Raw genomic sequence first — 24,906 nt, 5'->3', positions numbered from 1 at the left:
TCGCGGATTGCGTTCGACGCTCGCTCAGTTCAGCGGACGGATGCCATGCGGCAGCACGCCGCCGGCGTAGAGCGCCGTGGCGGCGTCTTGCAGCGCGCCGAGTGCGATGCGCTGGGTGGATGGGCCGTAGGAGACGCGCGCGACGCCGAGCTCTTCGAGTCGGGCCGGCGCGGGCACGCCGGGCACGCCGATGACGCTCACCCGCTGGCGGCCGATACCGGCCGTGAGCTCCTCGACGTCGTGGTCGTCGAGCTTGCCCGGCACGAACACGCACGTCGCACCGGCGTCGAGAAAGGCGAGTCCGCGCTCGATGACGTCGGCCATCCAGATGTCGCGGGGTCGCTCGTTGCCGCGGAGCCAGGCATCGGTGCGGGCGTTCAGCGCGAACGGCACGCCCTCGGCCTCGGCTGCGGCGACCGCGGCGGCGACCGCCGCGACGGACTCGGCGAGCGGCTTGAACTGGTCTTCGAGGTTCGCGCCGACGATGCCCTCGCCGATGGCCAGCCGGATCGTCTCGCCCGGGTCGCCGTAGCCGGCCTCGAGATCGGCGCTGACCGGCACTTCGACGGCTCGCGCGATGCGCCCGCACATGTCGAGCATGAGCTCGACCGGGATCTGCTCGCCGTCGGGGTAGCCGAACGTCGCGGCGATCGAGTGGCTCGCGGTGGCGAGCGCCCTGGTCTCTGGGAGGGCGGCGACCGCCTTGGCGCTCACGACGTCCCACACGTTCACCACTTGAAGCAGCTCGGGGTCGGTGTGCAGGCGGCGGAGTTCGGTGGCGGTCTCGACGAGGGTCATGACCTCAGCGTAGGCGGCGGGCAGACGCCGGAGCCCGACCGTCGTCGGTGAGGTCCGATTCCTGCCGGGATGCTCAGCGGAGCGCCGCGACGAGCCCGGCGAGCAGCCGCTCGACATCGCTCGCGTCGGTGTACGGCGCGAGCCCGACGCGCAGCCCGCCGGCATCGCCGAGACCGAGACGTCGTGAAGCCTCGAGGGCGTAGAAGTTGCTGCTCGGCGCGAGCACCTCGCCCTCGGCGAGGCGCTTCGTGATGTCGGATGCCTCGTGGCCGGCGAACGTCATGAGCAGCGTGGGCGTGCGACGCGACGCCCGAGACCACAGGGTGACCCCGGGGAGCTCTGCGAGCCCCGACTCGATGCGGGCGCGGAGCCCGTCCTCGTGCTCGTGCAGTGCCGCATACGACTCGGCGAGCTTCGTGCGGCGGGAACTCGCGGCATCCGTCGTCCCGGCGAGGCCGGCCAGAGCGTCGACCGCGGCGGTGGCGCCGGCGAGCAGCTCATAGGGGAGGGTGCCGAACTCGAAGCGCTCGGGAACGACATTCGTCGACGGCACGAGCTTGTCGGGCTCGATGGTCTCGAGCAGCTCGGGCGCCGCCGCGAGCACGCCGAAGTGCGGTCCGAGGAACTTGTACGGCGAGCACATGAAGAAGTCGGCGCCGAGCGCCTCGATGTCGGGCAGCTCGTGCGCCGTGTAGTGCACGCCGTCGACGTAGACGAGTGCGCCGGCCGCGTGAGCGGCAGCGGTGATCGCCGGGATGTCGGGCATCGTGCCGATCAGGTTCGACGCCGCGGTCACCGCCACGAGCCGGGTGCGGCCGGAGAGCACCGAGGCGACCGCTTCGACGGGCAGCTCGCCGGTCGCCGGGTCGAAGTCGGCCCAGCGCACGCTCGCACCGACGCGCTCGGCGGCCTGCACCCACGGCCGCACGTTGGAGTCGTGGTCGAGTCGGGTGACGACGACCTCGTCGCCCGGGCCCCACTGCTTCGAGAGGTGACGGGAGAAGTCGTACGTGAGCTGCGTGGCGCTGCGCCCCTGCACGATGCCGCGCGGATGCCCGTTGACGAGATCGGCCATGGCGAGCCGGAATCCGTGCACCGCGGTCTCGGCGCGCTCCTCCGAGACGCCGATCGTGCCGCGGTTCGAGAGCGGGCCGGTGAGCACGGATGCCACGGCCTCACCCACCGACCTCGGCGTCTGCGTCCCTCCGGGGCCGTCGAACTGGGCCCAGCCGCTCTCGAGCGAGGGGAACTCCGAGCGGATGCGCGCGATGTCGTAGACCATGGAGCGAGACTAGCGAGTTCGCGGCCTCGCTAGCATTGGGGCATGTCGGAGGTGGGGGCCGGGGCATCCGGTGATGTGATCGTCGGTGCAGCGATCGAACCGGTGCGGGCGCGCCCGTTCTCGGGCAACGCGCTGCTCGACGGCTTCTTCTTCGTGTACGCGGGCATCGCCGCGGTCTGGCTGGCCTGGCTCGTGCTGACCGAGTCCTTCGCGTTCGGCTGGTTCGGCATCGCCTTCTTCGTGGTGTTCTGGCTCGTGCTCGCCTATCTCGTGCTGCCCCGACTGCATCGCATCCTCACGACGATCTACGTGCCCGACTACTTCATCGGGCGCGCGCGCACGAGCGACGGGCTGCTCGGTGACCCTGTCAACCTCGCGTTCGACGGTGATGAGGGGTCGTTGCACGCTGCACTGCACGCGGCCGGCTGGACCCGCGCCGACAACGTGACGGGAGCGTCGAGTTGGCGCATCATCGCGTCGACGATCACTCGCCGCAGCTACGACGAGGCGCCCGTCAGCCCGCTCTTCCTGTTCGGGCGGCAGCAGGACTTCGCGTACCAGCAGGAGGTCGAGGGCAATCCGGCGCGCCGACACCATGTGCGGTTCTGGCGCACGCCCGACGGGTGGCTCCTGCCGGGCGGGCGCCGGGTCGATTGGCTCGCGGCCGGCACCTTCGACCGGGCCGTGGGCTTCTCGTTGTTCACCCTGCAGGTGACGCACAAGATCGACGCCGACATCGACATCGAGCGCGACCACATCGTCTCCACCGTCATCGCGGCGAATCCGGCGGCGCGCGTCGACGTGCTCGCCGACTTCTCGACGGGGTACCACTCCCGAAACGGCGGCGGTGACTCGATCCGCACCGATGGCGACCTCCCGGTCGTCGACGTCAGCGCGGTGCCGGTCGTCGCGATCGAGACAGCGGATGCCGCTGGGCGCGCGCTTCCCGTCGGGAGACCTTCGCCGAGCGAGACGGAGGCGGAGCGTTGAGCGTCGAGAAGCGCCCGGCATTCGAGTCGCCGGCGCAGCTCGTCAGTCCGCGACCGGTGCCGCCGTCGATGCAGCGTCCGACCGCAACGGTGTTCGGCGCGATCCTCGTCGTCTGCCGGGTGCTCGCGGGCATCGTCTGGCTCATCTCGCTCGCGGTGCTGTGGCGACGCGTGCTCGTGGAGGATCTCGGGGTGCCGCTCGATTCCGACGAAGCGGCCGAGGCGGCCTCGAGTCTCGCGCTCACGGTGGTGCTCGTCATCGGCGGCATCGTGCTCGCGGTCGAGCTGGCGCTCGCCCTGTTGATCTTCCGCGGCAGCAACTCGGCGCGCATCACGGTGATGATCTTCGCGACGATCAGCATCACGTGGTCGGCGTTCGACTACTTCGGGGCCGACACCGAGATCACCCTGCGCACGACGCTCATCACGCTCGCGCTCGACATCCTCGTGCTGCTCGCACTGTCGAGTCGCAATGCGCGGGCGTACGCACGGCGGCCCCGACCGCGACCGCGGCCGCGTCGCGCGTGAAGCGAGCGATCCTCGAAAAACACTTGGCTCGGCGGCGTGCCCGGGAGTAGCCTGAGCGCCAGCGACGGGCGAGCGTCCGGCCGGAGGAGGTCGCCGTGACGCGTGCGGTGGAGATCACGATGTGGGCGGCGATCTTCCTGCTGATTGCGATCGTGCTCGTCTTCGCGGGCATCAGGTTCGGTACGGATGGGCCGCTGATCGTCACCGGCACTCCGGCCGAGGGCGACAGTTTCGAACTGCGCTACGTCGTGAGCCCTTGGCTCGCCTACCTGCACATCGTGCCGGGCGTGATCTACCTGTTGGGCGCGCCGCTGCAGCTCTGGCGGCGGTTCCGCGAGCGGCACTTCACGTTCCACCGCCGATTCGGCCGCGTGCTGCTCGCCTTCGGACTCGTGAGCGGGGTCTTCGCGCTCGCCTTCGGGGTGCCGTTCTCGTACGGAGGGGCGTGGCAGTCGCTCGCGGCAGCGGTGTTCGGCTCGTGGTTCCTGGTCTCGCTCGGGCTCGCCTTCCGGGCGATCAGGGCGGGCAACGTGCGGATGCATCGGCGCTGGATGATCCGGGCCTTCGCGGTGGGCCTCGGCGTCGGCATGATCCGCGTGTGGGTCGGCATCTTCGCGGGGTTCCAGATCCTCTCGCTGGAGCAGAGCTTCGCGCCCGCGTTCTGGCTCGGGCTCTCGATGCACGTGATCGCCGGCGAGCTCTGGCTCTGGTGGAGGCCGAACGAAGACGGGTTGCCGCGGACTGCGCGTGTGCGCGCGGCGACGTGACGCGAAGCGACCCGCCGCCTCAACGCGCCCCATCAGCCACGGCCGCGAGGGCGGGCGCCGGCGCCGTGACGGGCAGGGGGAGTTCGACCTGGTTCGCGGCGAACATCTTCTTCACGATCGGCCGGGCCGCCTTGGAGAGCATGAGGCCTGTCATCGCTCGCGACATCACGGCCTCGAACCGATTGGTGGGCACCATCCGCTCGATGCCACCGCCCATGACCTTCTTGCCGGCCTCGGCGAACGGCAGGATGTCGGTCGCGTAGCGTCGTGCTGCGGCGACGACGTCGCCCGGTGTCTCGGCGATGCGGGCGGCGAGCAGGTAAGCGCCGATAAGTGCGGTCGCAGTGCCCATGCCCGACATCGGCGAGCCGCACGAGCCGGCGTCGCCGATGAGTGCGATGCGGCCGTTCGCGGCCTCGGGCACGTCGATGCGCGCGAGTTCATCGAAATAGAAGTCGGATGCCCCGGGCATGGCCTCGAGCACCGTGGGGGCGTGCCACCCGGCACCCTCGAGGGCTCGGCGGATCAGCGCCTCCTGCGCGGCCCGATCGCCGCGCAACGCGGGGTCGCGGTCGATGCGCAGCGTGACGATCGCCATGGAGGTCGAGGGGTCGAAGTCGGGGCGGATGCCGAAGGTCGCGCCCGGCACGAACCGCATCGAGAACCAGCCCGGCTGCACGTCGGCGGGGGTCGGGAGCGTGAAGAACGCCGTATAGCCGCCGAGATATGTCGAGTACTCCTCCTCGGGGCCGAAGGCGAGGCGGCGGGTCGCGGAGTGCACGCCGTCGGCGCCCACGACGAGGTCGAATCGCTCGGCCGGGGCGTGTTCGAAGGCGACGTCGACGCCATCGGCGTCTTGCGTGAGGGCGGTGATGCGGTCCCCGTAGCGGAGGTCGAGCAGGCCCGGGGCGATGTCGCTCGCGACGGTGAGTTCATCACGCAGCACCTCGTCGAGGTCGCCGCGGGCGATCTCGATCTCGGCGACCGCGCCCTTGCCGTCGAAGTCCTCCATCGACATGCGGCCGAATACACGGCCGGCGCCGTCGACGTAGGAGAGCCCGAGCTCGTGCAGCTGCCGCGCCTGGATGCCGGGCAGGAGTCCCATGCGCTCGGCGACCTCGCGGCTCGCGCCGCGGAGGTCGACGGCTTGGCCGCCGGCGCGCGGTGCGGCGGCTCGCTCGACGACGGTGGCGCGGATGCCGCTGCGCACGAGCTGCAGGGCGAGGGCATGCCCGGCGATGCCGCCGCCGGAGATCAGGATGCTGGGTGTGCGGTTCATGGTCGTGTCCTTCGAGAGAGTTGCACGCTTGTCTTGGACATATGTCTAACACCTGTTTGGACGAATGTCTAGCACATATGTCTCAGACGATCGAATATGCTGTGGGCATGGGAAATCGTGAAGACCTGCTCGCCGGTGCTCGCAAGGTGATCGAGGAGCGCGGTGTCGCGAAGACCACGGCGCGCGACATCGCCACCGAGGCGGGGGTGAGCCTCGCCGCGATCGGGTACCACTTCGGCTCGAAGGAGCAGCTCATCACCGAGTCGCTCATCGATACGCTCGACACCTCGATCGGCGACAGCATGGGCGAGCTCATCCGCGAGGGGAGCGGACTCTCGCTCAACGACGCGTTCGCGCACCTCTGGAACGGCATGCCGGCCGTCTTCGCGGACAACCGTGGTGCACTGCTCGCGAGCCTCGAGAACACGCTGCGCATCGTGCGCGACCCAGACAGCGGGGGGCAGATGCGCGGTGCGGTCGATGGTGCGTTCGCGGACATCGCCGAGGAGTTCGCCTCTGCCCACCCCGACCTCGACGAGGAACAGGCCCGAGCCCTCTCGGAGCTCAGCTTCGTGATCGTGCAGGGGCTCGCCCTGATCTGGCTCCTGAACCCCGAGGGCACCCCGACCGGTGACCGAATGGCCGCGGCGGTCCGGCTGCTCGGGGGTGCGTCGGTCGAGTAGCCCAGCGTATCGAGACCCGCGTGGTGGTCTCGATACGCTCCTGCGTCGCTACTCGACCGGCGGAGATGCGTCGCTACTCGACCGGCGGAGATGCGTCGCTACTCGACCGGCGCGGCGGCGTGTGCCGGGCAGGCGCTCGTGCCGCACGACTCGCACAGCACGAACTCGGCGTCGCACGCGGCATCCGTGCAGTTCACGGTGCGGTTCGTCGATTCACCGCACGCCGCGCACGAGCCGATGACCGCAGCGTGGTCGCTGAAGTCGATCGAGCCGCGCCCGTCGAAGACGTAGAGCGAACCCTGCCAGAGCCCGTCGTCGCCGTAGCGCTCGCCGTAGCGGGCGATGCCGCCGTCGAGTTGGTAGACCTCGCCGAAGCCGCGGCTCGTCATGAGGCTCGAGAGCACTTCGCAGCGGATGCCGCCGGTGCAGTACGTGACGACCGGCCGCCCCTTGAGCTCGTCGTACTCGCCCGAGTCGAGCAGGTCGACGAAGTCGCGCGTGGTGTCGACGTCGGGCACGACCGCGCCGGCGAAGCGGCCGATGGCGGCCTCGAGCGAGTTGCGTCCGTCGAAGAACACGACGTCGTCGCCGCGCTCGGCCACGAGCTCGTGCAGCGCATCGGGGCTCAGCTTCGTGCCGCCGCCGACGACGCCGTGCTCGTCGACCGCGAGCTCGCCCGGCGCGCCGAACGAGACGACCTCATCGCGCACCTTCACGCTGAGCTTCGGGAAGTCGAGGCTCGCGCCCGTATCGTCGAGGCCGGTACCGGCGCTCCACTTGAAGTCGATGTGCTTGAACGCGGGATAGTCGCGGGTCTTGCGCACGTAGCGCTTGAGTGCGTTCATCTCGCCGCCGAGGGTGCCGTTCAGGCCGTGCTCCGAGATGAGGATGCGGCCGCGCAGCCCGAGCGACTCGGCAAGCTCGCGCTGCCACAACCGCACCGCGTCGGGGTCGGCGAGCGGGGTGAAGGCGTAGTAGAGAAGGATCTTGGCGACGGCCACCCCGAGATCATACGGGCGCTCGCCGGATGGCCGCCGTGTGCGCAACTCCGGAGTCGTGGCGCGCCACGCGGTTCGACGACGCCGGTCCATCGGCGTTCCGCGTGGGATCTCCGGAGTTCTGTACGCGTGCTCAGTGCTTGTTGCCGCTGAACGCGAGCACGCCGCCGAGTCCGATCATCATGACGCCGCCGGTGGCGGAGAGGTGGGCGATACGCTTCGGCGAGCGCGCGAACCAGCCGCGTGCCGCGCTCGCGGCGAGCGCCCACACCGAGTCGCAGGCCAGCGCGAGCACGATGAAGACCACGCCGAGCTCGAAGAGCTGCAGCGGGATCGACCCGGCCGAGAACGAGACGAACTGCGGCAGCACCGCCACGAAGAACGCGATCGTCTTCGGGTTCGTCACGCCGACGACGAAGCCCTCGCCGAGCTGGCGCCAGTGCGAGCGCGGGGCGGTCTTTCGATCGGCGGATGCCGCGGCATCCGCTCGATGCCTGATCGCCTGCACCCCGAGGTAGACGAGGTAGGCCGCGCCCGCGAACTTGATGATCGAGAAGAGCACGACCGACTGCGCGACGATCGCGCCGACGCCGAGCGCGACGGCGGCGATGAGCGGCACCATGCCGAGGGCGTTGCCGACCACGCTGAGCAGCCCGCCCACGCGCCCGAGCGCGAGCGAACGCCCGATGACGAACAGCACGCTCGGGCCGGGGATCACGATGAGCACGACCGACGCGACGACGAACGCCCAGAGGTTCTCGACGGGGACCATGAACGGATGCTACCCGCTGGCCGCTCCGAGGCGCACGCGCGTTCCGAACGGGTCTTCGACGAGTGCGGTCCGCTCACCCCACGGCTGGTCGACGGGCTGCTCGAGCACCGGTGCACCGCCGGCCGCGAGCTTCGCGGTGGCGTGGTCGACGTCGTCGACGTAGAACCACAGCAGGATGTTCCCCGGCGGCAGCGGGGACTCGGCGACGCCGATGCCGAGCGTCGTCGATCCGGTCTCGAGCGAGACGTAGACGGGGTCGCCCTCGGGCGGGAACCGGTAGCGCACCACGCCGCCGAGTCCGTCGCCGTAGAACGCCAGCGCGGCATCGAGGTCGGGTACCTCCAGAATCGGGAATACGGAGTCGATCATCATGCCTCCTGCGGCAGAGGCTACGCCGCCGCCCGGGATGCCGCTACGGTGGCACTCGTGAGCGACCATATCTCCGCGAGCGTCGCCGACGGTGTCGGCCACGTGACGCTCGACCGCCCGCAGGCGCTGAATGCGCTGAGCTTCGAAATGATCCGCGCGCTCGCGGCCGTGTTCGACGCGTGGCGCGACGACACCGAGGTCGGGCTCGTCGTGCTCGATGGTGCGGGGGAGCGCGGCTTCTGCGCGGGCGGCGACATCCGTGAGCTCTACGAGTACGCGGCCAACGACGACCACGCCGAGGCCCGGCAGTTCTTCCGCGCCGAATACCGGCTCGACGCGATGATCGCGCGCTACCCGAAACCCGTCGTCGCGATCATGGACGGCATCACGATGGGCGGCGGCATCGGCCTCGCCGGGCACGCATCGATCCGCGTCGTCACCGAGCGCTCGCGCATCGCCATGCCCGAGACCCGCATCGGCTTCACCCCCGACGTCGGCGGCTCTTGGCTGCTCGCGAAGGCCCCCGGCGAACTCGGCGTTCACTTGGCGCTCAACTCGCGCACGATGGATGCCGCCGACGCCCTGCACGCGGGATTCGCCGACTCGTTCGTGCCCTCCGAGCGGCTGCCGCACCTGTTGCAGGCGCTCGCCGAACGCGCGGACCCCGGCAGCCCGGCCGAGATCGTGATGCTCTTCGACGAGACACCCGGCCCGTCGGCGCTCGCCCTCGCGCGCGACTGGGTCGACGCCTGCTATTCCGCGCCGAGCGTCGACGAGATCATCCGGCGCCTCAGGGCCTTCGCCGAGGGGCGGGCCGACGAAGCGTCGAGCTCGTTCCCGATGCATCCGCTCGACCCGGCGGCCTTCGCCTATGCAGCCGCAGCCGCCGACGAACTCGAGACGCTCTCGCCGACCGCGCTCACCATCACGCTCGAGTCGGTGCGACGTGCTCGCACGCTGCCGCGGCTCGAGGATGCGCTCGAGCAGGAGTTCCGGCTCGTGTCGTGGTTCATCGAGCAGCACGACCTGCGGGAGGGAATCCGGGCACAGGTCATCGACAAGGATCGTCAGCCGAAGTGGCACCCGCCCGAGCTGCAGGACATCCCGCCAGGTCTCGCCGCCCACGTGCTCGATGAGGCCCGCTTCGAGCCGGTCTGGTCGGCGCAGACCGACACTGTGGAGTAGAACGCCCCAAAACGTATACACACCGCCTGCACAACGGCATTTCTTGCACTTCAACACCGCTCAGTGTATACATGAAGCATGGCGGCTGAAGCGGGGCGTGCAGGGGAGCGCGCCTATCGCACGCTCCGTGCCGAGATCGTCGACGGCGAGCTCGCGCCCGGCACGGTGCTCGCCGAGGTCGAGCAGGCCGTCCGCCTCGGAGTCTCTCGCACGCCCGTGCGCGAGGCACTCGCCCGGCTCGTCGGTGACGGACTCGTCGCTGCGCAGTCCGCACGGACCCTCGTCGTCGCCGAGCTCTCGCCGTCGAGCATCACGGGCCTCTACGAGCTGCGCGAAGCGCTCGAAGAGCAGGCCGTGCGGCTGGCGGCGATGCGCCGCGACCCCACGCGGTTCGAGCCGCTCGGCGAACGCTTCGAGCAGGCGCCGGCCCTCGTCGACGAAGGCGAATCCGGACTCGCCGCGTACTACGCGCTCGTCGCCGAGTTCGACGCCGCCGTCGACGAGACGGTCGCGAACCCCTACCTCACCGCCGCGCTGCGGAGCGTGCGGCTGCATTCGGCGCGCGTGCGGCGGCTCGCACGCCACAATCCCGAGCGGCTCCGCGCCGCGGCATCCGAGCACCTCCTCATCCTGCAGGCGATCATCGCGGGCGATGCGTCCCTCGCGGCGCACGCCACTCACGTGCACCTGCACATGAGCCTTCGTCATGCACTCGCCTCGATCGAGGCTCGTCAGCCCGGCGGGCACCGCGTAGCCTGACCGATGGAACAGTTCAGAAAGGTCCACTCCATGCAGCTCCACCACCTTCGCACGCATCGCAGCGACGAGAACCTCGCTCGCGAGGGCCAGCTCGCCTGGAAGCTCGCGAGCATTGCGACCGACCCGGTCGAGCTCGACGACGACGTCGTCGACATGGTGGTCAACCGCGTCATCGACAACGCGGCCGTGGCAGCCGCCGCGATCGCCAGGGGCCCCGTCGTCTCGGCCCGCAGCCAGGCGCTCGCCCACCCCGTCTCGATCGGCGGCGACGGCGCGACCGTCTTCGGTGCGGATGCCGCGCGCCGCACCTCGCCCGAATGGGCGGCATGGGCCAACGGGGTCGCCGTACGCGAGCTCGACTTCCACGACACCTTCCTCGCGGCCGAGTACTCGCACCCCGGCGACAACATCCCGCCGATCGTCGCCGTCGCCCAGCACCTCGCGGCGCACCGGGGCCTCACCGGGCGCGACGTCCTGCGCGGCATCGCCACGGGCTACGAGATCCAGATCGACCTCGCGAAGGCGATCTCCCTGCACCAGCACAAGATCGATCACGTCGCCCACCTCGGGCCCTCGGCAGCGGCCGGCATCGGCACGCTGCTCGGCCTCGATCAGGAGACGATCTTCCAGGCCATCGGCCAGGCGCTGCACACGACCACCGCGACCCGGCAGTCCCGCAAGGGCGAGATCTCCACGTGGAAGGCGCACGCGCCCGCATTCGCAGGCAAGATGGCCGTCGAAGCGGTCGACCGTGCGATGCGCGGCCAGACGAGCCCCGTGCCGATCTACGAGGGCGAAGACGGCGTCATCGCGTGGCTCCTCGACGGTCCGGATGCCTCGTACGAGGTTCCGGTGCCCGACGCAGGGGAGGCCAAGCGCGCCATCCTCGACTCGTACACGAAGGAGCACTCGGCCGAGTACCAGGCGCAGGCATGGATCGACCTCGCACGCAAGCTGCACGAGGAGTACCCGCTGATCCTCGACGACCCCGATCGCATCGAGTCGATCACGCTGCACACCTCGCACCACACGCATTACGTGATCGGCTCCGGCGCGAACGACCCGCAGAAGTACGATCCGGATGCCTCGCGCGAGACGCTCGACCACTCGATTCCGTACATCTTCACCGTCGCGCTGCAAGACGGCTCGTGGGACCACGCGGAGTCGTACTCGCCCGAGCGCGCTCACCGGCCCGACACGGTCGCGCTCTGGAAGAAGGTCTCGACCGTCGAAGACGAGGAGTGGACGCGGCGCTACCACTCGAACGACATCGCCGAGAAGGCGTTCGGCGGCCGCGTGGTCATCAAGCTCGCCGACGGCGGAGAGATCGTCGACGAGATCGCCGTGGCCGACGCGCATCCGCTCGGCGCCCGGCCGTTCGCGCGCGCGCAGTACGTGCAGAAGTTCCGCACGCTCGCCGAGTGGGCGCTCACGCCCGATGAGATCGAGCGGTTCCTCGACGTCGCGCAGCGTCTGCCCGAGCTCGGCCCCGACGAGCTCGGCGGCCTCACCTTCACCGTCGCGCCCGGTGCGCTCGTGGGCGTCGAGATCCCTGAAGGGCTGTTCTGATGCTGTACGCCACGACGACACCCGCTGGTCGAGTAGTCGCGCCAGCGACACCCGTTGGTCGAGTAGTCGCGCCAGCGCTCCCCGCTGGTCGAGTAGCGAAGCGTATCGAGACCCCAGAAGAGGACCACTGATGCTGTACGCCACGACGACCCCCGCCGAGAAGCGCCGGCTCTTCCGCGAGCGGCTCGCGAGCGGCGAGCTGCTGCGCTTCCCGGGCGCCTTCAACCCGCTCTCAGCGCGGCTCATCGAGCAGAAGGGCTTCGAGGGCGTCTACATCTCGGGCGCCGTGCTGTCGGCCGACCTCGGCTTGCCCGACATCGGCCTGACGACGCTCACCGAGGTCGCGGGTCGTGGCAAGCAGATCGCCCGCATGACCGAGCTGCCCGCGATCATCGACGCCGACACCGGGTTCGGCGAGCCGATGAATGTCGCCCGCACCGTGCAAGAGATGGAGGACGCCGGGCTCGCCGGCCTCCACATCGAAGACCAGGTCAACCCGAAGCGCTGCGGCCACCTCGACGGCAAGCAGGTGGTCGACGAGTCCACCGCCCTGCAGCGCATCCGTGCCGCCGTCGACGCGCGACGCGACCCGAACTTCCTCGTCATGGCGCGCACCGACATCGCCGCGGTCGACGGCCTCCACGCCGCAGTCGACCGCGCGAAGGCGCTCGTCGACGCGGGCGCCGACGCGATCTTCCCCGAGGCGATGCGTTCGCTCGCGGAGTTCGAGGCGGTGCGCAAGGCCGTCGACGTGCCGCTCCTCGCGAACATGACCGAGTTCGGCAAGAGCGAGCTCTTCACCGCGGCGCAGCTCGCCGACGTCGGCATGAACATCGTCATCTGGCCCGTTTCGCTGCTGCGCCTCGCGATGGGCGCCGCGGCGCGCGGTCTCGACGAATTGACGGATGCCGGTGCGCTCACCGGCAAGCTCGGCGAGATGCAGCATCGCGCCGACCTCTACGAGCTCATCGACTACGAGGGCTACAACCACTTCGACACGAGTATCTTCAACTTCACCGTCACCAGGACGCCGGTCGAGTAGGCGCACCAGCGCCGTATCGAGATCAGCGAAAGCAAAAAGGAGCACGCATGGCAGAGCAGGAGATCTACAAGGGCTTGGCCGGCGTGCCGGTCGACTATACGGCGGTTTCGAAGGTGAACCCCGAGTCGAACTCGCTGCTGTACCGCGGTTATCCGGTGCAGGAGCTCGCGGCATCCGTCACGTTCGAAGAGGTCGCCTACCTGCTCTGGTACGGCGAGCTGCCGGATGACGCGCAGCTTGCCGCGTTCGAAGAACGCGAGCGCTCGCTTCGCGGTCTCGATCACGAGGTCAAGCGCATCATCGACGAGCTGCCCCTCACCGCCCACCCGATGGACGTCGTGCGCACGGCCGTCTCGGTCATCGGTGCGAGCGACCCGGCGACGCCCGACGACAGTGTCGAGGCGAACCTCGACAAGGCGATCCGGCTGTTCGCGAAGTTGCCCTCGATCGTCGCCTACGACCAGCGCCGCCGGCACGAGCTCGAGTTCGTCGAGCCCCGTGACGACCTCGGTTTCTCGGCGAACTTCCTCTGGCAGACCTTCGGCGAGGCCCCCGAGCTCGCGGTGGTCAACGCCTTCGACGTGTCGATGATCCTCTACGCCGAACACTCATTCAACGCCTCGACGTTCACGGCCCGGGTGATCACGAGCACCCTCTCCGACCTGTACTCGGCGGTCACCGGCGCGATCGGCGCCCTGAAGGGCCCCTTGCACGGCGGTGCCAACGAAGCGGTCATGCACGCCTTCGATGCGATCGGCACGGCGGATGCCGCGGCTGCCTGGCTCGACGAAGCGCTTGCCGAGAAGCGCAAGATCATGGGGTTCGGCCACCGCGTCTACAAGAACGGCGACTCGCGTGTGCCGACGATGCGCGACGCGCTCGAGCGCATGGTCGAGCACTACGATCGGCCCGACCTGTTCGAGCTGTACCTCGCTCTCGAGACCGCGATGGGCGCGCGCAAGGGCATCAAGCCGAATCTCGACTACCCGGCCGGCCCGGTGTACCACCTCATGGGGTTCGACACGCTCACGTTCACGCCGCTGTTCGTCGCGAGTCGCATCACCGGTTGGACCGCGCACATCATGGAGCAGGCCGCGTCGAACGCGCTCATCCGCCCGCTGTCCGTCTACAACGGCGTGGACGAACGGCACGTTCCCGCGAAGGGATGACCCCGTGACCCACGTCTTCCTCGAGATGACGATGACGCTCGACGGCTTCACCGCCGCACCGGGCGTGAGCCTCGAGCATCCGCTCGGCCTCGACGGCGAGCGTGTGCACGAGTGGAGGCGCGTCCCGATCTTCGATGGCGCTGTTCCGCTCGACGACAGCAACGGCATCACGAGTGTCGCGCCAGACCAGATCGATCGCAATGCCGCATCGCGCATGTTCGAGACGACGGGCGCGTTCGTGCTCGGGCGTCGCACGTTCGACGTGGGCGAGTGGCCGTGGGGCGATGAGCCGGTGTTCGGGCGGCGCCCCTGCTTCGTCGTCACGAGCCGCGAGCGCGAGCCGTTCGAACGCGGCGGCTCGCGCTTCGAGTTCGTCACAGGCGGGGTCGCCGAGGCGGTCGCACGGGCGAGCGAGGTCGCGAGCGCTGCATCCGTCTGCATCGTGGGCGGCGCGGAGGTCGCGAGACAGGCGCTCGCCGCAGGGCTCGTCGATGAGGCGCGGCTCCACCTCGTGCCGGTGCTGCTCGGCGGCGGCAGCCGGCTCTTTCCCGACGCTGCTTCGCAGCGGGTGGAGCTCGAGCCGATCAGTGTCGAGCAGGGCGCGCGTGCCACGCACTTGCGATATCGGCTCTTGCGGCCCCCGCTGGTCGAGTAGCGCCCGACGGAGGAGAACGCGTATCGAGACCACGCACCGGGTCTCGATACGCTCGCTTCGCTCGCTACTCGACCAGCGGAAAAGCTCGCTACTCGACCAGCGGAAAAGCTCGCTACTCGACCAGCAGGCGCGGGAGATCGTGGTTCAGATTGTGGCTTCCACCAACGATGGATGATCGACCACGATTCGGGCATACAGTCGTGGACTATGCACATGTTCTTCCGCACCCTGCTCCACGTGCTGTTCCTCTCGCGGCGCAAGCCCGGTCTCGGGCATTTCGAGGTCGCCCGCACGAACTTCATCACGCTGCCGACCGACCTCGACATCAATCGGCACATGAACAACGGCGTGTACTTCTCGATCATGGATGTCGCCCGCTTCGACATGCTCGTGCGAAACGGCGTCTGGGACATGATGCGCGACAAGGGATGGTATCCGGTCGTCGCGAGCGAGACGATCACGTTCCGCAAGTCGCTGCAGCTCTGGGATCGGTTCACGATCGAGTCCCGACTCGTCGGCCACGACGACAAGGCCGTCTACATGGAGCAGCGCTACGTGCGCCCTTCGAAGGGCGCAGGGGGCAAGCACGGCGAGCCCGAGGTGTACGCGCAGGGCTTCATCCGCGCGCGGTTCCTCAAGAAGGCGGGCGGCACGGTGCCGATGTCCGAGATCGTCGAGGCGCTCGGCGTCTCGGGCGCCGACGAGATTCCCGACTGGATCGAGCGGTGGGGTGCGGATGTCGCGCTGCCCCCCACTCGCGCTGCTGCGCCGTCGGTCTGGCGCTGAGAGCTGCGGGTCTCGATACGCTCGCTGCGCTCGCTACTCGACCGGCGGGTCTCGATACGCTCGCTGCGCTCGCTACTCGACCGGCGGCTCTCGTTGGTCGAGTAGCGCCCGACGAAGGAGGACGCGTATCGAGACCCCGCATAAGGTCCCACTACTCGACAAGCAGGATCACGACCGGGCCTTCTGAGGGATCACGACCTCGCGGATGATGAGCAGGATGCCCGCCGAGATCGGGATCGCCACGAGCGCACCGAGCAGTCCGAGCAGGGTGCCGCCGGCGAGCGCCGAGATGAGCACGATCGTGCCCGGCACCTGCACGGCCTTGCCCATGACTCTCGGGGTCAGAATGTACGCCTCGATCTGCATGTACACGAGCATCACGATGAGCACGATGAGCCCCGCGAGCGGTGAGGTGAACAGGGCGATGATCGTCATGAGTGTGGTGGTCAGCACAGTACCGATGAGCGGGATGAGTGTCACGAACAGGGCGATCACACCGATGATGAGTGCGTACGGCACTCCGACGAGGTACAGCAGGATCGTCGAGAAGACGGCGTTGAAGAAGGCCAGCACGACCATGCCGCTGAGGTAGCGGCCGACGGACTCCATGATGCGCTCGGCGTAGCCGACGACGCGGTCCCGATGCGACGCCGAGATCAGCAGGTAGCAGGCCCGCTTCGTGGTGTCGAGGGTCGCGATGAAGTAGATCGAGAGCACGACGACGAACACGCCGGTCGAGACGGCGTTCAGCACCGAGACGCCGAACTTGAGCGCGCCACCCCCGATCGTCGCCCAGGTGTTCGGGTCGCCGAGGAGGTCGCCGGCCGACGCAACGATGGACGAGGCGACGCCGTTCGTCGCAGTATCGATCTGCTCGAACCACTCGGAGTTCTGCAGGTCTTTCACCTGGGCCGGGATGTTCCGCACGAGCGCCGCCGCCTGCTCGAGGACCGGCGGCAGTACGACCCAGAAGATGCCGACGACCACCGCGATGAAGAGGATGATGACGACCACGATCGCGGTCGGACGCGAGAGCCCGTGGCGCTGGAACCAGCGGATCAGCGGGTCGAGCCCGAGCGAGACGAAGGCTGCGATGAACACCGACAGCAGCACGCTCTGCAGGTTCACGATCATGAGCGCGAGCACGGCGGCGAGCAGCACGCCGAGGGTGACGATGAAGCCCCATCGGAACGGATGATTCGCGAAGAGGCTCGTGCGCGGAGCAGGTTCTGCGGAACGTCGCCGCAGTCGGTCAGCCGTGTTCACGGCCACAGTCTAGGGTTCGAGATACCCAGGGCTCGGGATGCCACGGTCAATGCACCGGCCCCGGAACGGCCAGTTCACGGTAGTGGGGCGAGAACGACGGGTAGTACGTCTCCCACGCGGGCAGCGGTGCCCCGGCACGCGACGCGGCGAGCCGATCGAGGTAGTAGTCCCAGCCAGGGCCGATGCTCGAGGCATCCGCTGCACTGTGCAGTCGCTGGCCGAGTGTGAGGGTCGTCATGCCGCCGCCCTCGACGAGGTGGCAGAAGACCCGGATGCCGGTCGGGCCGGGGCCGGAGTCGGCGAGGAACCGATGGGGGGCAGCGCATTCGAGGATGCTGACGTTCTGCCACTCGGCTTCCTCGCCCTCGGCGCCCATGCGGAAGCGCACCCCGCCGGTCGCCGGGCTGCCGGTGTACGTGCCGATCCAGGCGCGCATGGCGTTCGGATTCGTGAGGCTGAACCAGACGTCTTCGATGGGTGCGTAGAAGAGGCGGTCGAACTGCAGGTAGAGGCCGTCGTCTTTCAGCACGTAGTGCCCGGTCGGTTTCGCGGTCATCTTCGGCCCCCGTTCGCTCGTTCCCTCAGGCTAATGCCGTCGGTGTGGATCTACCAGAGCGCCACTGGCCGACACTAGAGTGAGCGCATGAGTTCCAAGGGTGCGGGGCGCGAAGAGGCGATGGACATCACCGAGGGCAAGTCGGGGCTGTGGGGCGGGCTCGCCGGCCTCATCGTCGCGGCGCTCATCGCAGTGCCGCTCTCAGCCTCGTTCGCCTTCGCGACCCACCCCGCCACGAGCCAGTTGTTCGGCGGGCGTCTGGGTGATGCGTCGGCCGCCGGCTACTCGACGTTCTGGTGGATCGTGACGATCTTCCTCGTGGCACTGCCCTTCCTCGTGGGCTTCGGCGTCGCGAAGCTCTCGGTGAAGTCGTTGACGATCGTCGGCGCGGTCGTCGTGCTGTTCATCATCGCGATCATGGTGCTCGGGCAGCTCTTCGTGTTCTGACGCTCGTTGCTCTACAGCTTCGTGTTCTGAGCTCGTGCTCTGGGGTTCGTGCTGTGGGGCCCGTCAGACCGAGCGGGCCTCGAGCACCGCCATTGCCGCGTTGTGGCCGCCGATGCCGCTGACCGCGCCGCCGCGCACCGCTCCCGAACCGCACAGCAGCACCTGCGGATACGCCGTTGCGACGCCCCAGCGTTCGGCGGCGCTGGTGAGCGGGGCGCCCGGCTCCGCCCACGGCCACGACAGCGGCGCGTGGAAGATGTTGCCGCCCGGCATCGCGAGCGCCTCCTCGATGTCGCGCGTCGTCTTCGTCTCGACGCACGGGCGGCCCGCGGCATCCGTGGCGATGACGCCCTCGATGGGTTCGGCGAGCACCGAATTCAAGGAGGCGAGCACCTCGTGCTGCAGGCGCTCACGCAACTCGTCGTCGCCGAAGCGCTCGAGCAGCCGGTGCGGCACGTGCAGGCCGAAGACGGTCAGGGTGTGGGCGCCGGATGCCGCGAGCTCGGGTGAGAGGATCGACGGATCGCTGAGCGTGTGGCAGTAGACCTCGCACGGCAACGGCGAGGGGATCCGGCCACGGGCCGCCTCGCCGTACGCCGTCGCGAGCTGCGACTCGAGCTCGTTGATGTGGAACGTGCCGGCGAACGCCGCCTCGGGCGAGACCTCGGCGTCACGCAGCCGCGGCAGTCGCGTGAGCAGCAGGTTCACCTTGACCTGTGCGCCCTCGGGTGCGGTGAGGTGGCGCAGGCGCTCCCGCACGACCGGGGGCACGTCGAGCGGCGCCTGCGGCGGGAAGGGATGTTGGTCGCGTGGCGCGATCGGTGCGGCACCCGTGGCCGCCGAGACGTTCGCCGCGGCATCCGGGACATGCCGTCGACTGCGGGCGGTCGCAGCCGCCGTCGCGATGAGACGATCGAGCACCGCCGGCGCGACGTTGGCGAGCATCGTGGGTGCAGCGACCTCGTGCTCGACGCCGTCGAGCCGGTACCGCACGCTGCCGTTCGGGTCGACCGCGAGTACCTCGGCGCCCGTGACGAGCTCGGCGCCGGCTTCACGCGCAGCACGAGCGAGCTCGCCGCTGATGGCGCCCATGCCGCCGACCGGCACATCCCAATCGCCCGTGCCGCCGCCGATCACGTGGTACAGGAAGCACCGGTTCGCATCGAGTGCGGGGTTGTTGAGGTCGGTGAAGGTGCCGATGAGGCCGTCGGTCGCGACGACCCCGCGAACGAGGTCGCTCGTGAAGCGAGCATCGATCGTGCCGCCGAGAGGCTGCTCCACGAAGTCGTGCCACACACCCTCGTCGCCGACGAGGGCGCGTGCTTCATCGCGGGTGGGCAGCGGCTCGGTCAGGGTCGGGAAGAGCCGTTCGGCCAGTCGCGCGGTGTCGGCGGAGAAGGAGTTCCAAGCGGCGACGTCGCCCTCGGCGCCGATGCGGGCGAAGGCAGCGGCGGAATCGCTCCCTGAGCCTGTCGAAGGTGTTCCAGGCCCGGCCTCCCGGTCGATGAGCAGCCCGCGCTCGGGGTCGCCGGGGTCGGGCGTGTACGACGAATAGCACCGGCGCACGAGTCGCACGTCGAGGCCGAGTTCATCGATGATCCGCTGGGGGAGCAGGCTCACGAGGTACGAGTAGCGCGAGAGGCGGGCGTCGACGCCGTCGAACACCTCGGCCGAGACGGCCGCTCCGCCGAGGTGGTCGTCGCGTTCGAGGAGCAGCACTCGCTTGCCGGCGCGAGCGAGGTAGGCGGCTGCGGTGAGGCCGTTGTGGCCACCGCCGAGAATCACGACGTCGTGGGGCATCCCTCGAGCGTAATCGAACCGCAAAGGCGCCCCGGGGGTGCATTCCCGCCAGCCGGAGTGCCGATCGGCCCTACATCTGGCGGGAATGCACCCCCGGAGCGGTGTGGTGCGTGCGCGTGGGTGCGTGCGCGCGGGTGCGTGCGCGCGGGCTGTGGGTGCGTGCGCGCGGGTGGGTGCGCGCGGTGTGGTGCGTGCGCTGGGTGGGTGCGTGCGCGTGGGTGGGTGCGCGCGGGGTGCGCGCGGGAGCGCGGGGTCAGCGAGCGCGACGCATCGCCCGCACGCCGACCACGATGCCGATCGCACAGGTCGCGGCCGCGGCGATGATGCCACCGATGACCACGGGTGCTCCGAGGTCGCCGGCGAGCAGCGCGCGCTCGGCTGCGACGAGGTAACTGAGCGGGTTCACGGCCGCGGCGACCTGCATCCACTCGGGGCCGTCGTCGAGCGGCAGCAGCATGCCCGAGAGGATCATGAGCGGGAACAGCAGCGTCTGGTGCACCATCCAGAACATCCAGTCGCGGTTGCGGCAGCCGAGCGCGAGCGTGTAGCTCAACGCCCCGAACCCGATGCCGAACACGGCGAGCACCACGAGGCCCGCGATGAGGCCGGGCACGTTGAGGCTGAAGCCGAACGGCACCGCGACGAGCACCACGATCGTGCCCTGGATGACGAGCGGCACGACCTCCTTGAGGGCGCGGCCGACGAGGAGCGCGCTTCGCGAGAGGGGGGCGACGAGCGTGCGCTCGTGCGAACCGGTCTGCATTTCGACGAGCAGATTCGCGCCGGTCGACGCCGTGCCGAAGAGCGCGACCATCACGAGAATGCCGGGTACGAACCACTGCAGCGTGCCCGCGACATCCCCACCGGCCGCGCCGACGAGCAGTGGGCCGAACAGGCCGAGGAAGACGAGTGGCTGCACGAGTGAGAAGACGACGCTGAACGGGTCGCGCACGAGCGGCCGCGACTCGCGCACGAAGACCGCGGCAGTGTCGTGGAAGAAGCCGGTAGGCCGGGCGGTGGTGTCGAGAGTGGTCATGAGGAGTTCCTTCGTGTCGTGAGAACTGGAGTTCTCGGTCGTGGAGTGCAGTTGGCGCCTGTCGCTGAATCGGATGCGGCGTGTCTGCCTGCTTCCGAATGGCCGAACACCGGTCAGGCGGCGACGGGTGCCGAGGCCGGCACGGGGTCGGAGTCGGTGTCGGCGTCGGCCTGCGCGGCGTGCGCCGCCTCCTCGCGGAGGCTGCGACCCGTGAGGGCGAGGAACACGTCGTCGAGGGTCGGCTGGCGGTGGGTCGCGGCGACGACGTCGAGACCGGCGTCGCCGAGCGAACGGATGTAGCGGGGCAACGCCCGATCGCCGCCGGGAGCGGTGACCGTGACGACCGGCCCCGAGGCCTCGCCGCCGATGCGGGCCGCGGCTGCCGCGGCATCCGTCGCCGAATCGAAGGTGAGGCTCACCCGATCGCCCGCGAGCGATTCCTTGAGCGCCCACGCCGTGTCATCGGCGATGACCTGGCCGTGATCCATCACCATGACGCGCTCGGCGAGCTGGTCGGCCTCGTCGAGGTAGTGCGTCGTGAGGAAGATCGTCGTGCCCGTCTCGCGGCGCAGCTCGACGATGTGCTCCCACAGGTTCGCCCGGCTGTGCGGGTCGAGGCCCGTCGACGGCTCGTCGAGGAAGAGCAGCTCGGGCCGGTGGATGAGCCCGAGCGCGATGTCGAGCCGGCGCTTCTGGCCGCCCGAGAGCGCCTGCACCTGACGGCTCGCGACCTGCCCGAGCTCGAGCGACTCGATGAGCTCGTCGGCGCGCGCCCGCGTCTCGCGGCGGCCCAAGCCGTAGAAGGCGCCCTGGGCGTGCAGCTCGTCGCGCACCCGCTGGCTGTGCCCGCCGGAATTGCCCTGGCCGACGTAGCCGATGCGGCGGCGCACGCCGGCGGGATCGCGGCGGATGTCGCAACCGGCGACGACGGCCTCGCCGCTCGTCGGCGGCAGCAGGGTGGTGAGCATGCGAAGCGTCGTCGACTTGCCGGCGCCGTTCGGGCCGAGGAAGGCGACGAGCTCGCCGGCGTCGACCGCGAGGTCGACGGAACGGACGGCCTCGACGGACTTTCCCTTGGCGGGGAACGTCTTCGTGAGGCCCTGAGCGGAGATCATCTGATTCGTCATATCCACAGTCTCCCGAGGCATCCGGACAGTTTCTGTCCTGATAGATGAGAAACTTGAGACATGGCCGCAACGACCTCGAGAACCCTCGAACTCCTCTCCCTGCTGCAGAGTCACCGGCACTGGTCGGCGCAAGAACTCGTCGACCGGCTCGGCGTCTCCGACCGCACGCTGCGCCGTGACGTCGATCGGCTGCGCGAGCTCGGCTACGGTATCGAGTCGGCGCGCGGCAGCACCGGAGGTTACCGGCTGGAGGCAGGGACGGGGTTGCCGCCGCTGCTGCTCACCGACGACGAGGGCGTCGCGATCGCCGTCGGACTGCGCTCGCAGGCCACCGCGGGGCTGCGCGGCGCCGAGCACACGACGATCAGCGCGCTCGCGAAGATCGAGCAAGTGCTGCCGCCCGCGTTGCGTCGGCGCATCGAAGCCCTGCAGTCGCATGCCGCCGTCGGCACGGGCGGGCCCGGCTCGGCCGGCTCACGCCGACCGGCCCCCGAGATCGACTCCCAACTGCTGGGCCTCCTCGCGCTCGGATGCCGCGATTCCGAACGGCTGCGATTCACGTACACGGATGCCGCGGGCACGGCGTCCGCCCGCGTCATCGAGCCGTACCGGCTCGTGCCGGTCGCCCGCCGCTGGTACCTCCTCGCTTGGGATCGCCAGCGCGAGGACTGGCGCACCTTCCGGCTCGACCGCATCAGCGAGGTGTTCCCGACGCGGGTGCAGTTCGAACCGCGGCCCATGACCGATGAGGCCGCGCGGGCACGAGTCGAGGCTGCGGTGCGCTGGCGCGACCGCACGGTGAAGGCCCGCGTCATCGTCGAGCTGCCGCAGGCCGTGTTCGCCGAGCACCTCGGCTGGTACGGGCGCGATGTCGTCGCGATCGACGCCGAGCACTGCGCGTGGCCACTCGAGGCCGACGCCGTGCAGAACCTGCTGATGGCGCTCATGTGGATCCCGAGTGGTGTGGGCTACCGCGTCGAGGGGCCGCCCGAGGTGATGGAGTTCCTCGCCGCCCAGGCCGAACGGTTCGCCGCGGCATCCGCTCGAGAGTGACGTGCGCGTGCGCGCGTGCGTGCACGCGCTGCAGGCTGCGATCGTCGGCGGATACCGGTCGCACTTCGAACGTCACGCGCGGCTTGCGCGATGGCACTGATGCCTACGCCGTGCGCAGCAGCGTGCCGATCTCGGCGCCCGACTCGTCGAAGAAGGTCATCGTGTCGCCGTCGACGGTCGCGGTCGCCGGGGTGTTCAGCCACTGATCGATGCCCTCGCAGGCCATGAGCGTGGTGATGCCGGCCGTGAACGTGATCGTCTCGCCGTCGACGGCCCAGGTGGAGCCGCCGAAGAAGTTGCACCCGTCGCTGCCGCCCGCGGTGCCGTCGGCGGCGATGACGATGAACGGCTCGCCCGAGGCGGTGCCGGTCGACTCCGTGCCCCAGGTGCCGACGACGAGGGCAGGATCAAGCGCGGCGTCGTCCGTGGCCGGCTCGACGGAGGCTTCGGGCGTCGGCACGTCGTGGCTCGATCGCTCGAGCGTGCCGATCTCGGCGCCGTCGGCATCGAAGACGGTGAGCGTCTCGCCGTCGATCGTTCCCGTCGCGATCGACGAGAGCCAGGTGTCGACGCCCTCGCAGGCCATGCGCGTCGACGCGACATCGGTGAAGGTGATTGCGTCTTCGTCGGCGCTCCAGCTGCCGATGAGGCGGTTGCAACCGTCGGTGCCGGTCAGCTTGCCATCGTCGGCGAGGGCGAGCGACGGTTCGCTCGACGACGTCGCGTCGCCCCACGTGCCGACGGGGTCGGCGGTCGCCCCTGATCCGTCGCCGGCGTTGCCGGCGCAGGCGGTCAGCGCCGCCGCCGCGAGCAGGATCGTTCCGGACAGTGCCCAACGCTGCATCGTTCGCGACATGCGCACAGCGTATCGAGGGTGCCGGTCAATGCCCGGCAGGCGTCGCCGTCGCGCGTGCCGCACGGGCCAGCGCATCGCGGCAGGCGACGACCGCCGGGCGGGCGGCGGCCGCGAGTCGGGTCGAGGTGAAGACCTCGCGTTCGGGATGCCCCGGCAGGTCGATGAGCGTCACGCTCGGCGTCTCCCCGGCCCACACGAGGTCGGGGAGCAGGCCCACCGCATTGCCCGAGCGGATCAGCCGGATGTGCGCCATCAGGTCGGCCGTCTCGAAGCGAACGTCGGGTTCGAACCCGGCCTCGCGGCAGAGCTGCTCGGCCCAGTCGCGCGACGCCGTGCCCACGGGTTCGAGCACCCAGGGCATGTCGGATGCCGCGGCGAGCGCCGATGGCGCCCCCATCTCCCGTCGCTCCCGTCCCTCCCGTTCCCCTCGCCCTCCACGGCGTCGAGAGTGCGCGTCGTGTCCCTTCGGCCCGTCGTTTCCGACGTTTCGCGCACTCTCGATGATCGTGGTCGCCGCAGCGGTGGCGGCGGCGGCCGTGGTGGGGCGGGCACGTCGCGACGACGGGTGCGGCGGCAACGCCAAGCGGATCGTGTCGGCGACGAGGTGCACGCGGTCGAGATCCTCGCGATGTGCGCGGGTGTGCCCTGGGTATTGTTCGGCGATGACGAGATCGAAGTCGCGGGCCGACACTTCGAAGAGGCCGACGTCGGGCTCGCGTTCGGTGACCTCGACCCGAAGTGCGGGATGCTCGGCGCGCAGGAGGGTGAGCGCTTGCGGCACCACGGCGTGCGCCGCCGATTGGAACACCGCGATGCGCACCGTGCCGCCGACGGCCGTGAGCGAGCGCGCGACATCCGATTCGGCCTCTTCGAGCCGGTCGAGCACACCGCGCGCGTGGCCGACGAGCAGCTCGGCTTGGGGGGTCAATTGCACACGTCGACCGACCTGCACGAGCAATTGCACGCCCGCCTCGCGTTCGAGCTGGCTGAGCTGCTGCGACACCGAAGACGGGCTGTACGAGAGAGCGTCGGCGACCGCCGAGAGGGTGCCGCGGTCGGCGAGCTCCACGAGCAGTCGCAGGCGTCGCACGTCGAGCATGGGTTCCTCCGCGCGCTGGAGCTGAAAGCGAAGGCC

Annotated in this window: 26 protein-coding genes; 13 read left to right on the top strand and 13 right to left on the bottom strand. The window is 69.7% G+C overall.

Annotated features, from left to right (window positions below; all coding sequences use genetic code 11):
* Nucleotides 1-24: 24 nt before the first annotated feature.
* Nucleotides 25-798: an isocitrate lyase/PEP mutase family protein gene (locus AC1C2S_RS07110; RefSeq protein ID WP_495351826.1), complete on the bottom strand. Its 774-nt coding sequence runs from the start codon at nt 796-798 to the stop codon at nt 25-27.
* Between the two features lie 73 nt (nt 799-871).
* The gene (locus tag AC1C2S_RS07105) at nt 872-2,080 is read right to left on the bottom strand and encodes a cysteine desulfurase-like protein (protein ID WP_495351825.1); all 1,209 of its coding nucleotides are present in this window, start codon (nt 2,078-2,080) and stop codon (nt 872-874) included.
* 42 nt (nt 2,081-2,122) lie between these two features.
* Here AC1C2S_RS07105 and AC1C2S_RS07100 point away from each other — a divergent pair, with 42 nt between their 5' ends.
* The 3 genes from AC1C2S_RS07100 to AC1C2S_RS07090 all read left to right on the top strand — a co-directional run bounded on the left by AC1C2S_RS07100 (nt 2,123) and on the right by AC1C2S_RS07090 (nt 4,364).
* Nucleotides 2,123-3,070 (top strand): LssY C-terminal domain-containing protein, encoded by a 948-nt coding sequence (locus tag AC1C2S_RS07100; protein WP_495351824.1) that lies wholly within the window; start codon nt 2,123-2,125, stop codon nt 3,068-3,070.
* A complete protein-coding gene (locus AC1C2S_RS07095; RefSeq protein WP_495351823.1) occupies nt 3,067-3,597 on the top strand; it encodes a hypothetical protein in 531 nt (176 codons plus the stop codon). Before AC1C2S_RS07100 ends, AC1C2S_RS07095 begins: the two co-directional genes overlap by 4 nt.
* Nucleotides 3,598-3,692: 95 nt before the next feature.
* On the top strand, nt 3,693-4,364 hold the full coding sequence (locus AC1C2S_RS07090) for a DUF2306 domain-containing protein (protein WP_495351822.1): 672 nt from the start codon (nt 3,693-3,695) through the stop codon (nt 4,362-4,364).
* Nucleotides 4,365-4,383: 19 nt separating this feature from the next.
* Here the strand turns inward: AC1C2S_RS07090 and AC1C2S_RS07085 are convergent, their stop codons facing one another.
* Complete coding sequence (locus AC1C2S_RS07085) at nt 4,384-5,643, bottom strand: FAD-dependent monooxygenase (protein ID WP_495351821.1); 1,260 nt, start codon at nt 5,641-5,643, stop codon at nt 4,384-4,386.
* 107 nt (nt 5,644-5,750) lie between these two features.
* Between AC1C2S_RS07085 and AC1C2S_RS07080 the strand changes: the two genes are divergently transcribed.
* The gene (locus AC1C2S_RS07080; RefSeq protein ID WP_495351820.1) at nt 5,751-6,326 is read left to right on the top strand and encodes a TetR/AcrR family transcriptional regulator; all 576 of its coding nucleotides are present in this window, start codon (nt 5,751-5,753) and stop codon (nt 6,324-6,326) included.
* Between the two features lie 98 nt (nt 6,327-6,424).
* Here the strand turns inward: AC1C2S_RS07080 and trhO are convergent, their stop codons facing one another.
* The 3 genes from trhO to AC1C2S_RS07065 form a co-directional block, all read right to left on the bottom strand.
* Nucleotides 6,425-7,327 (bottom strand): oxygen-dependent tRNA uridine(34) hydroxylase TrhO, encoded by a 903-nt coding sequence (trhO, locus tag AC1C2S_RS07075; protein WP_495351819.1) that lies wholly within the window; start codon nt 7,325-7,327, stop codon nt 6,425-6,427.
* Between the two features lie 130 nt (nt 7,328-7,457).
* Complete coding sequence (locus AC1C2S_RS07070) at nt 7,458-8,096, bottom strand: LysE family translocator (RefSeq protein ID WP_495351818.1); 639 nt, start codon at nt 8,094-8,096, stop codon at nt 7,458-7,460.
* 9 nt (nt 8,097-8,105) lie between these two features.
* On the bottom strand, nt 8,106-8,465 hold the full coding sequence (locus AC1C2S_RS07065) for a VOC family protein (RefSeq protein ID WP_495351817.1): 360 nt from the start codon (nt 8,463-8,465) through the stop codon (nt 8,106-8,108).
* A 57-nt stretch (nt 8,466-8,522) separates the two neighbouring features.
* Here AC1C2S_RS07065 and AC1C2S_RS07060 point away from each other — a divergent pair, with 57 nt between their 5' ends.
* From AC1C2S_RS07060 to AC1C2S_RS07030, 7 genes are all read left to right on the top strand, one after another.
* Complete coding sequence (locus AC1C2S_RS07060; RefSeq protein ID WP_495351816.1) at nt 8,523-9,650, top strand: enoyl-CoA hydratase/isomerase family protein; 1,128 nt, start codon at nt 8,523-8,525, stop codon at nt 9,648-9,650.
* Between the two features lie 78 nt (nt 9,651-9,728).
* Nucleotides 9,729-10,409: a GntR family transcriptional regulator gene (locus AC1C2S_RS07055; RefSeq protein WP_495351815.1), complete on the top strand. Its 681-nt coding sequence runs from the start codon at nt 9,729-9,731 to the stop codon at nt 10,407-10,409.
* A gap of 30 nt (nt 10,410-10,439) precedes the next feature.
* Entirely contained in the window at nt 10,440-11,978 is a 1,539-nt protein-coding gene (locus AC1C2S_RS07050) for an MmgE/PrpD family protein (protein ID WP_495353210.1), read from the top strand.
* 130 nt (nt 11,979-12,108) lie between these two features.
* A complete protein-coding gene (gene prpB / locus AC1C2S_RS07045; protein WP_495351814.1) occupies nt 12,109-13,020 on the top strand; it encodes a methylisocitrate lyase in 912 nt (303 codons plus the stop codon).
* Nucleotides 13,021-13,067: 47 nt separating this feature from the next.
* Nucleotides 13,068-14,189, top strand: coding sequence for a bifunctional 2-methylcitrate synthase/citrate synthase (locus tag AC1C2S_RS07040; protein ID WP_495351813.1), 1,122 nt, complete (start codon nt 13,068-13,070; stop codon nt 14,187-14,189).
* Nucleotides 14,190-14,193: 4 nt separating this feature from the next.
* On the top strand, nt 14,194-14,844 hold the full coding sequence (locus AC1C2S_RS07035) for a dihydrofolate reductase family protein (protein WP_495351812.1): 651 nt from the start codon (nt 14,194-14,196) through the stop codon (nt 14,842-14,844).
* Between the two features lie 213 nt (nt 14,845-15,057).
* On the top strand, nt 15,058-15,630 hold the full coding sequence (locus AC1C2S_RS07030) for an acyl-CoA thioesterase (RefSeq protein WP_495351811.1): 573 nt from the start codon (nt 15,058-15,060) through the stop codon (nt 15,628-15,630).
* A 168-nt stretch (nt 15,631-15,798) separates the two neighbouring features.
* Here the strand turns inward: AC1C2S_RS07030 and AC1C2S_RS07025 are convergent, their stop codons facing one another.
* Nucleotides 15,799-16,896, bottom strand: a complete 1,098-nt coding sequence (locus AC1C2S_RS07025) for an AI-2E family transporter (RefSeq protein WP_495351810.1) — start codon at nt 16,894-16,896, stop codon at nt 15,799-15,801.
* A 46-nt stretch (nt 16,897-16,942) separates the two neighbouring features.
* Complete coding sequence (locus AC1C2S_RS07020) at nt 16,943-17,452, bottom strand: SRPBCC domain-containing protein (RefSeq protein ID WP_495351809.1); 510 nt, start codon at nt 17,450-17,452, stop codon at nt 16,943-16,945.
* Between the two features lie 87 nt (nt 17,453-17,539).
* On the opposite strand from AC1C2S_RS07020, the gene AC1C2S_RS07015 reads away from it, so the two are divergent.
* The gene (locus AC1C2S_RS07015) at nt 17,540-17,899 is read left to right on the top strand and encodes a hypothetical protein (RefSeq protein ID WP_495351808.1); all 360 of its coding nucleotides are present in this window, start codon (nt 17,540-17,542) and stop codon (nt 17,897-17,899) included.
* Between the two features lie 63 nt (nt 17,900-17,962).
* Here AC1C2S_RS07015 and AC1C2S_RS07010 read toward each other — a convergent pair whose 3' ends face one another.
* The 3 genes from AC1C2S_RS07010 to AC1C2S_RS07000 form a co-directional block, all read right to left on the bottom strand.
* Nucleotides 17,963-19,699, bottom strand: a complete 1,737-nt coding sequence (locus AC1C2S_RS07010; protein WP_495351807.1) for a phytoene desaturase family protein — start codon at nt 19,697-19,699, stop codon at nt 17,963-17,965.
* 253 nt (nt 19,700-19,952) lie between these two features.
* The gene (locus AC1C2S_RS07005) at nt 19,953-20,735 is read right to left on the bottom strand and encodes an ABC transporter permease (protein ID WP_495351806.1); all 783 of its coding nucleotides are present in this window, start codon (nt 20,733-20,735) and stop codon (nt 19,953-19,955) included.
* Nucleotides 20,736-20,848: 113 nt separating this feature from the next.
* Nucleotides 20,849-21,862, bottom strand: coding sequence for an ATP-binding cassette domain-containing protein (locus tag AC1C2S_RS07000; RefSeq protein ID WP_495351805.1), 1,014 nt, complete (start codon nt 21,860-21,862; stop codon nt 20,849-20,851).
* Between the two features lie 60 nt (nt 21,863-21,922).
* Here AC1C2S_RS07000 and AC1C2S_RS06995 point away from each other — a divergent pair, with 60 nt between their 5' ends.
* Nucleotides 21,923-22,915 carry a helix-turn-helix transcriptional regulator gene (locus AC1C2S_RS06995; RefSeq protein ID WP_495351804.1) on the top strand — a complete coding sequence of 331 codons (993 nt, stop codon included), beginning with the start codon at nt 21,923-21,925 and terminating at the stop codon, nt 22,913-22,915.
* A gap of 103 nt (nt 22,916-23,018) precedes the next feature.
* On the opposite strand, the gene AC1C2S_RS06990 is transcribed toward AC1C2S_RS06995, so the two are convergent.
* Together AC1C2S_RS06990 and AC1C2S_RS06985 are read right to left on the bottom strand one after the other, a co-directional pair.
* Nucleotides 23,019-23,771 carry an META domain-containing protein gene (locus AC1C2S_RS06990; RefSeq protein ID WP_495351803.1) on the bottom strand — a complete coding sequence of 251 codons (753 nt, stop codon included), beginning with the start codon at nt 23,769-23,771 and terminating at the stop codon, nt 23,019-23,021.
* Between the two features lie 25 nt (nt 23,772-23,796).
* Entirely contained in the window at nt 23,797-24,870 is a 1,074-nt protein-coding gene (locus tag AC1C2S_RS06985) for a LysR family transcriptional regulator (RefSeq protein WP_495351802.1), read from the bottom strand.
* Nucleotides 24,871-24,906: the final 36 nt, after the last annotated feature.

The organism is Agromyces sp. Y782, assembly GCF_059445405.1.
The sequence above is the reverse complement of the archived record's forward strand: the minus strand, read 5'-3'. Positions and strand labels throughout refer to the sequence as shown.

What these genes read in the sequence shown, in the direction of transcription:
- AC1C2S_RS07110 (WP_495351826.1), bottom strand. Translation starts at nt 798, where the DNA reads ATGACCCTCGTCGAGACCGCCACCGAACTCCGCCGCCTGCACACCGAC.
- AC1C2S_RS07105 (WP_495351825.1), bottom strand. Translation starts at nt 2,080, where the DNA reads ATGGTCTACGACATCGCGCGCATCCGCTCGGAGTTCCCCTCGCTCGAG.
- AC1C2S_RS07100 (WP_495351824.1), top strand. Translation starts at nt 2,123, where the DNA reads ATGTCGGAGGTGGGGGCCGGGGCATCCGGTGATGTGATCGTCGGTGCA.
- AC1C2S_RS07085 (WP_495351821.1), bottom strand. Translation starts at nt 5,643, where the DNA reads ATGAACCGCACACCCAGCATCCTGATCTCCGGCGGCGGCATCGCCGGG.
- AC1C2S_RS07080 (WP_495351820.1), top strand. Translation starts at nt 5,751, where the DNA reads ATGGGAAATCGTGAAGACCTGCTCGCCGGTGCTCGCAAGGTGATCGAG.
- AC1C2S_RS07070 (WP_495351818.1), bottom strand. Translation starts at nt 8,096, where the DNA reads ATGGTCCCCGTCGAGAACCTCTGGGCGTTCGTCGTCGCGTCGGTCGTG.
- AC1C2S_RS07065 (WP_495351817.1), bottom strand. Translation starts at nt 8,465, where the DNA reads ATGATCGACTCCGTATTCCCGATTCTGGAGGTACCCGACCTCGATGCC.
- AC1C2S_RS07055 (WP_495351815.1), top strand. Translation starts at nt 9,729, where the DNA reads ATGGCGGCTGAAGCGGGGCGTGCAGGGGAGCGCGCCTATCGCACGCTC.
- AC1C2S_RS07050 (WP_495353210.1), top strand. Translation starts at nt 10,440, where the DNA reads ATGCAGCTCCACCACCTTCGCACGCATCGCAGCGACGAGAACCTCGCT.
- prpB (WP_495351814.1), top strand. Translation starts at nt 12,109, where the DNA reads ATGCTGTACGCCACGACGACCCCCGCCGAGAAGCGCCGGCTCTTCCGC.
- AC1C2S_RS07040 (WP_495351813.1), top strand. Translation starts at nt 13,068, where the DNA reads ATGGCAGAGCAGGAGATCTACAAGGGCTTGGCCGGCGTGCCGGTCGAC.
- AC1C2S_RS07030 (WP_495351811.1), top strand. Translation starts at nt 15,058, where the DNA reads ATGTTCTTCCGCACCCTGCTCCACGTGCTGTTCCTCTCGCGGCGCAAG.
- AC1C2S_RS07020 (WP_495351809.1), bottom strand. Translation starts at nt 17,452, where the DNA reads ATGACCGCGAAACCGACCGGGCACTACGTGCTGAAAGACGACGGCCTC.
- AC1C2S_RS07015 (WP_495351808.1), top strand. Translation starts at nt 17,540, where the DNA reads ATGAGTTCCAAGGGTGCGGGGCGCGAAGAGGCGATGGACATCACCGAG.
- AC1C2S_RS07010 (WP_495351807.1), bottom strand. Translation starts at nt 19,699, where the DNA reads ATGCCCCACGACGTCGTGATTCTCGGCGGTGGCCACAACGGCCTCACC.
- AC1C2S_RS07005 (WP_495351806.1), bottom strand. Translation starts at nt 20,735, where the DNA reads ATGACCACTCTCGACACCACCGCCCGGCCTACCGGCTTCTTCCACGAC.
- AC1C2S_RS07000 (WP_495351805.1), bottom strand. Translation starts at nt 21,862, where the DNA reads ATGACGAATCAGATGATCTCCGCTCAGGGCCTCACGAAGACGTTCCCC.
- AC1C2S_RS06995 (WP_495351804.1), top strand. Translation starts at nt 21,923, where the DNA reads ATGGCCGCAACGACCTCGAGAACCCTCGAACTCCTCTCCCTGCTGCAG.
- AC1C2S_RS06990 (WP_495351803.1), bottom strand. Translation starts at nt 23,771, where the DNA reads ATGTCGCGAACGATGCAGCGTTGGGCACTGTCCGGAACGATCCTGCTC.
- AC1C2S_RS06985 (WP_495351802.1), bottom strand. Translation starts at nt 24,870, where the DNA reads ATGCTCGACGTGCGACGCCTGCGACTGCTCGTGGAGCTCGCCGACCGC.